This is a genomic window from Streptomyces sp. NPDC002690 (genome assembly GCF_053592415.1).
Genome location: NZ_JBSFVR010000505.1, coordinates 1 through 4,120 on the forward strand (window position 1 = coordinate 1; position 4,120 = coordinate 4,120).

Annotated in this window: 5 protein-coding genes and 1 pseudogene; 2 read left to right on the top strand and 4 right to left on the bottom strand. The window is 72.8% G+C overall.

Features of this window, described 5'->3' with window-relative positions; all coding sequences use genetic code 11:
* On the bottom strand, window positions 1-287 hold a 287-nt coding region (locus ACWD3D_RS34180), incomplete at its 3' end, for a hypothetical protein (protein ID WP_451464596.1).
* On the opposite strand from ACWD3D_RS34180, the gene ACWD3D_RS34185 reads away from it, so the two are divergent.
* Complete coding sequence (locus ACWD3D_RS34185; protein ID WP_451464592.1) at window positions 286-1,836, top strand: methyltransferase domain-containing protein; 1,551 nt, start codon at window positions 286-288, stop codon at window positions 1,834-1,836. The two genes, ACWD3D_RS34180 and ACWD3D_RS34185, sit on opposite strands and share 2 nt — an antisense overlap.
* Before the next feature lie 50 nt (window positions 1,837-1,886).
* Here the strand turns inward: ACWD3D_RS34185 and ACWD3D_RS34190 are convergent, their stop codons facing one another.
* The 3 genes and pseudogenes from ACWD3D_RS34190 to ACWD3D_RS34200 all read right to left on the bottom strand — a co-directional run bounded on the left by ACWD3D_RS34190 (window position 1,887) and on the right by ACWD3D_RS34200 (window position 3,750).
* Entirely contained in the window at window positions 1,887-2,249 is a 363-nt protein-coding gene (locus ACWD3D_RS34190; RefSeq protein WP_451464595.1) for a VOC family protein, read from the bottom strand.
* 48 nt (window positions 2,250-2,297) lie between these two features.
* Window positions 2,298-2,849 (bottom strand): annotated as a pseudogene (locus ACWD3D_RS34195) (DUF402 domain-containing protein); the annotation flags it as partial.
* The gene (locus ACWD3D_RS34200; protein WP_451464593.1) at window positions 2,821-3,750 is read right to left on the bottom strand and encodes an N-acetyltransferase family protein; all 930 of its coding nucleotides are present in this window, start codon (window positions 3,748-3,750) and stop codon (window positions 2,821-2,823) included. The gene ACWD3D_RS34200 and the pseudogene ACWD3D_RS34195, both read right to left, overlap by 29 nt.
* A 71-nt stretch (window positions 3,751-3,821) precedes the next feature.
* Here ACWD3D_RS34200 and ACWD3D_RS34205 point away from each other — a divergent pair.
* A partial coding sequence (locus ACWD3D_RS34205; protein ID WP_451464594.1) for a GntR family transcriptional regulator occupies window positions 3,822-4,120 on the top strand: 299 nt, incomplete at its 3' end.

Genomic DNA, 4,120 nt, shown 5'->3' on the forward strand with positions numbered 1-4,120 from the left:
CAGTACGGCGCGGGGACGATGACCTCGTCGCCCGGGTCGAGGATCGCGGCGAAGGCCTCGTAGATGGCCTGCTTGCCGCCGTTGGTCACGCCCGGCGTTCGCGCGCGAGGGCTTTGGGTGCCGGCCGGGAGTGCCGCAAGATTCGCCGACGTCGGGCAAGCGAGGCCGCTGAAAGGCTCGTTGGAGTGCGCCTCGGCCGAAACACCTGCCGTGTGCGGCCGGTACCGGTCCCAATTCGTACCGTCCGTGTCTCTACGACCGGTGGCAAATGGGACCATGGAAGCCATGACGACGATCAGTTACTGGGACGAGGCCGCCGACTCCTTCGACGAAGAACCCGACCACGGAATGCTCGACCCCGTCGTGCGCGACGCCTGGGCGCAGCGCCTGCAGAACTGGCTCCCCGTCACCTCCTGCGAGATCCTCGACCTCGGCTGCGGCACCGGCAGCCTCTCCCTGCTCGCCGCGGACCAGGGCCACCGGGTCACCGGGGTCGACCAGTCGCCCCGCATGGTCGAGCAGGCGCGGGAGAAACTCGCGGGCACCGGCTCCGAGGTGCTGATCGGCGACGCCGCCCGGCCGCCCATGGGTGACCGGCGGTTCGACGTCGTCCTGGTCAGGCACGTCCTCTGGGCGCTGCCCGACCCCGTGGCGGCCCTGGAGACCTGGTTCGGCCTGCTGAAGCCCGGCGGGCGGCTCGTCCTGATCGAGGGCGTGTGGGGCGGGGTGGGTGTCTCCGCCGAACTGCTCACCGCCCTGCTCGCCCCGCACACCGAGCGGATCCACCACGAACCGCTCTCCGGGGACTCCCGCCTCTGGGGCAAGGAGGTGGACGACGAGCGGTACGCCGTCGTGGCCCGCGCCGAACCCCGCCACCGCCACACCGAGATCGTCGACGTGCACCTGATCCTCCGGCACGGCCCCCGGGTGCTGCTCGCCCGCCGGGCCGGCACGGGCTACGCGGACGGCCTCCTCCACCTGCCCTCCGGCCACCTGGAAGACGGTGAGGACGTGCGCGAGGCGATCGTCCGCGAGGCGGCCGAGGAGATCGGGCTCACCCTCCAGCCGGAGGAGCTGCGCGTAGCGCTCGTCATGCACCACCGGGGCCCCGGCGGCAGCCCGCGCACGGGCTGGTTCTTCGAAGCGGAGTACGACTCCGAGCGGGCGCCGTACAACGCGGAGCCCGACAAGTGCTCGGAGCTGGGCTGGTTCCGGCTGGACTCGCTGCCCGAGGACATGGTCGCCTACTGCCGGGCCGGGCTCGACGGATACCGGTCGGGTGAGCACTTCCTGATCCACTGGCACGAGGACGGCGACCCGGTCGCCCACGACTCCGGCGGCCCGCGTCGCGCCGTCCCGCTGCCGTCGGCGGGAGCCGGTACCGGACGGGTGCACCACATCGAGCTGTGGGTCGCCGACCTGGTGGCGGCGGTGCCCGGCTGGGACTGGCTGCTCGGCCGGCTGGGCCACCTGCCGTACCAGCGCTGGTCCCACGGGCGCAGCTGGCGGCGCGGCGACAGCTACGTCGTGATCGAGGAGTCGCCGGACGCGGTCGCACGGACCCACGACCGGCTCCGCCCCGGCCTCAACCACCTGGCGTTCCACGTCGAGGACCGGGAGGCGCTCGACGCGCTCGCGGCGGAGGCCCCGGCGCACGGCTGGCGGCTGCTGTTCGCCGACCGGCACCCCTATGCGGGAGGCGACGGCCACCGGGCCGCGTACCTGGAGGACGCCTCGGGATTCGAGGTCGAACTCGTGGCGGGCGGCCCGGCCCGGGAGGAACCCGCGCCGTGCGCCGGCGAACCGGCGGTCGGGAGGCAGGTCCCCGCCGTCTGACGGGCTCTGTCCACCCCGCACCGGGTCCGGCGCGAGGTGGACACGAAAGGTCAGCGGGCGACGATGCAGAAGGGGTGGCCCGCCGGGTCGGTGAGGACCCGCCACCGGGCACTGTTCGGCTGGAACGCCGGTTTCGCCGCGCCCAGTTCCACCAGCACGGCCTCCGCCTCGTCGAGGTCGTCGACGTCGAAGTCCAGATGCGCCTGCTGGGGTGTGGTGTCTCCGTCGCCGGGCCACCGGGGAGCCCGGTGGTCCTCCACCCGCTGGAATCCGATGTGCAGACCGTCGTCGCGGGTGAGGCCGGCGAACCCGGCGTCGGACCCGGGGTGGAGGGCGTATCCGGTGGCTCGCTGGTAGAAGGCGGCCAGCGCCAGGGGGTCGGGGCAGTCGAGGGTGATCGATGCGAGCCTCATCCGCCCGGGGTGTGCGTCCGGGCCGGGCCGCGACGCGCCGGCATCCGTCAGCAGCGCCGGGAGCAGGCCGGCCCGGGCGATGCGCTCCAGTGCGTCCAGGGCGTCGCTCGCCTCCCGGGCCGCCGCCGGATCGCGCTCGGCCAGCCCGCTCTCCGCGAACTCGTCCTCGTCCAGGCGCAGGATCTCGGAGGCGTCCGCGGACACCCAGAGGTCCAGGTCCAGGTCCTCCACCCGTACCTCGCCGCCGTCGACGACGCAGGGGCGGGTGATGTCGCAGTACCAGCCCTTCAACAGCCCGTCGCCCGTGCGGACCTCCTTCACCGCGTACCACCGGTCGCGCCAGTAGTGCTCGGTGAAGACGTCGCCGGGTGCGAAGGTCACGAAGCCGAAGTCCCGCACTCCCGGGGCGGCCCACGGGGCGCGGACGGTCACCCGGCTCCCGTCGTCCGCCAGTTCGCGGGCCGGGTAGCGGATCTTCGTCCGTCCGGCCTTGGTCAGCACGACGGTCACTTCCGTGGCCGCCTCGCCCGTCCCGCCGTGCGTCCCGTCAGTGGATCGGTCAGTGGATCGTTCAGCGGGTGATGCCGAGGGTGCGGACATGGCGTACCTCCGTGGCGCAGATCTGGTAACCGAACCAGGCGTTGATGGCGAGCATGGGGCCGTTGCCCGCGTCGTTGCCGGTGTAGGCCATGGTGAATCCGGCGTCCCTGGCGCGGTGCAGGGAATCGTTCTTCGCGATTTTGGCAAGACCGCGCCCCCGGTGGGCCCGCCCGGTGCCTGTCATCCCGGAGCTGTACCGGGTGGCACCGTCGGTGGTCGCCACGCTGAAGGCGGCGGGCTCCCGGCCGATCAGGACCACCGAGGTGAGCGAGTGGTCGACCGCGGGATGGTTCCAGGTCGAGGCCAGCCAGTTCTCGTAGTCGGTGAGCAGGCTCGGGGCGTCGCTCGGCTCGTCCGCCGTGACCTCGGCGTCCAGGGCGAAGAGCGCGCGCGGGTCGTCCGCGAAGTCCTCCGCCGTCCTCAACTCCGCGCCAGACGGGAGAGGTTGGCGTGGCGGCAGACGTGCCGTCGTCAGGTCGAGCGAGAGGAAGTGGGCGGAGCGGCTCGGCTCGTACCCCCGCTCACGCGCGAACGCGCGACTGACCGGGTCGTCGAGCACCCAGCTGAGGATCTCCACCGCTCCCAGACCGGCGAGATGGGCCTCGGCCACCCGGACCAGCTCGGACCCACTGCCCCGGCCGAGCCGGTCGGGGTGGGTGTAGGCATTGCAGAAACCCTGCCCGGGGCGGGTGCTGTCGTGGGCGATGCCGACCTGAGCGGTGCCGATCACCTCACCCCGGTCCTCGGCCACGAGCAGCCGCAGATGCCGCTCGGGAGGGGAGTTCGCGAGGTCGTGCGCCCACTGACCGGGAGTCGACACGAGGAACGGAAGGGCCGCGCGCCGCACTCTTTCCCATCCGTCGGCGTCCTCGGGCCGGAAATCCCTGATGATCGCAGTCATGGTGCGACCCTACGCAGAGGGTGCGAGGGGCCGCCTCCGGATTTCCGGGCGGGAGGTGCAGAATCTGCACCGTGACTCTGACGATCGTGATCGACCCGGACACCGGCACCGCCCCGTACGAGCAACTGCGCGCGCAGATCTCCGAACAGGCCCGTTCGGGCGCGCTCCCGGTCGGATACCGGCTGCCGACCGTGCGTGGGCTCGCCGAGGAACTCGGCCTGGCGGCCAACACGGTGGCCAAGGCCTATCGGGCCCTGGAGGCCGACGGCGTGATCGAGACCCGGGGCCGCAACGGCACCCTCGTCGCGGCGGCGGGGGACGCGGCGGACCGCAGGGCGGCGACCGCCGCGCAGGGCTACGCGGACGAGGC

Excerpts from the sequence above, each read along its gene's own strand:
- ACWD3D_RS34190 (WP_451464595.1), bottom strand. The coding sequence starts at position 2,249 with ATGAGGCTCGCATCGATCACCCTCGACTGCCCCGACCCCCTGGCGCTG.
- ACWD3D_RS34200 (WP_451464593.1), bottom strand. The coding sequence starts at position 3,750 with ATGACTGCGATCATCAGGGATTTCCGGCCCGAGGACGCCGACGGATGG.
- ACWD3D_RS34185 (WP_451464592.1), top strand. The coding sequence starts at position 286 with ATGACGACGATCAGTTACTGGGACGAGGCCGCCGACTCCTTCGACGAA.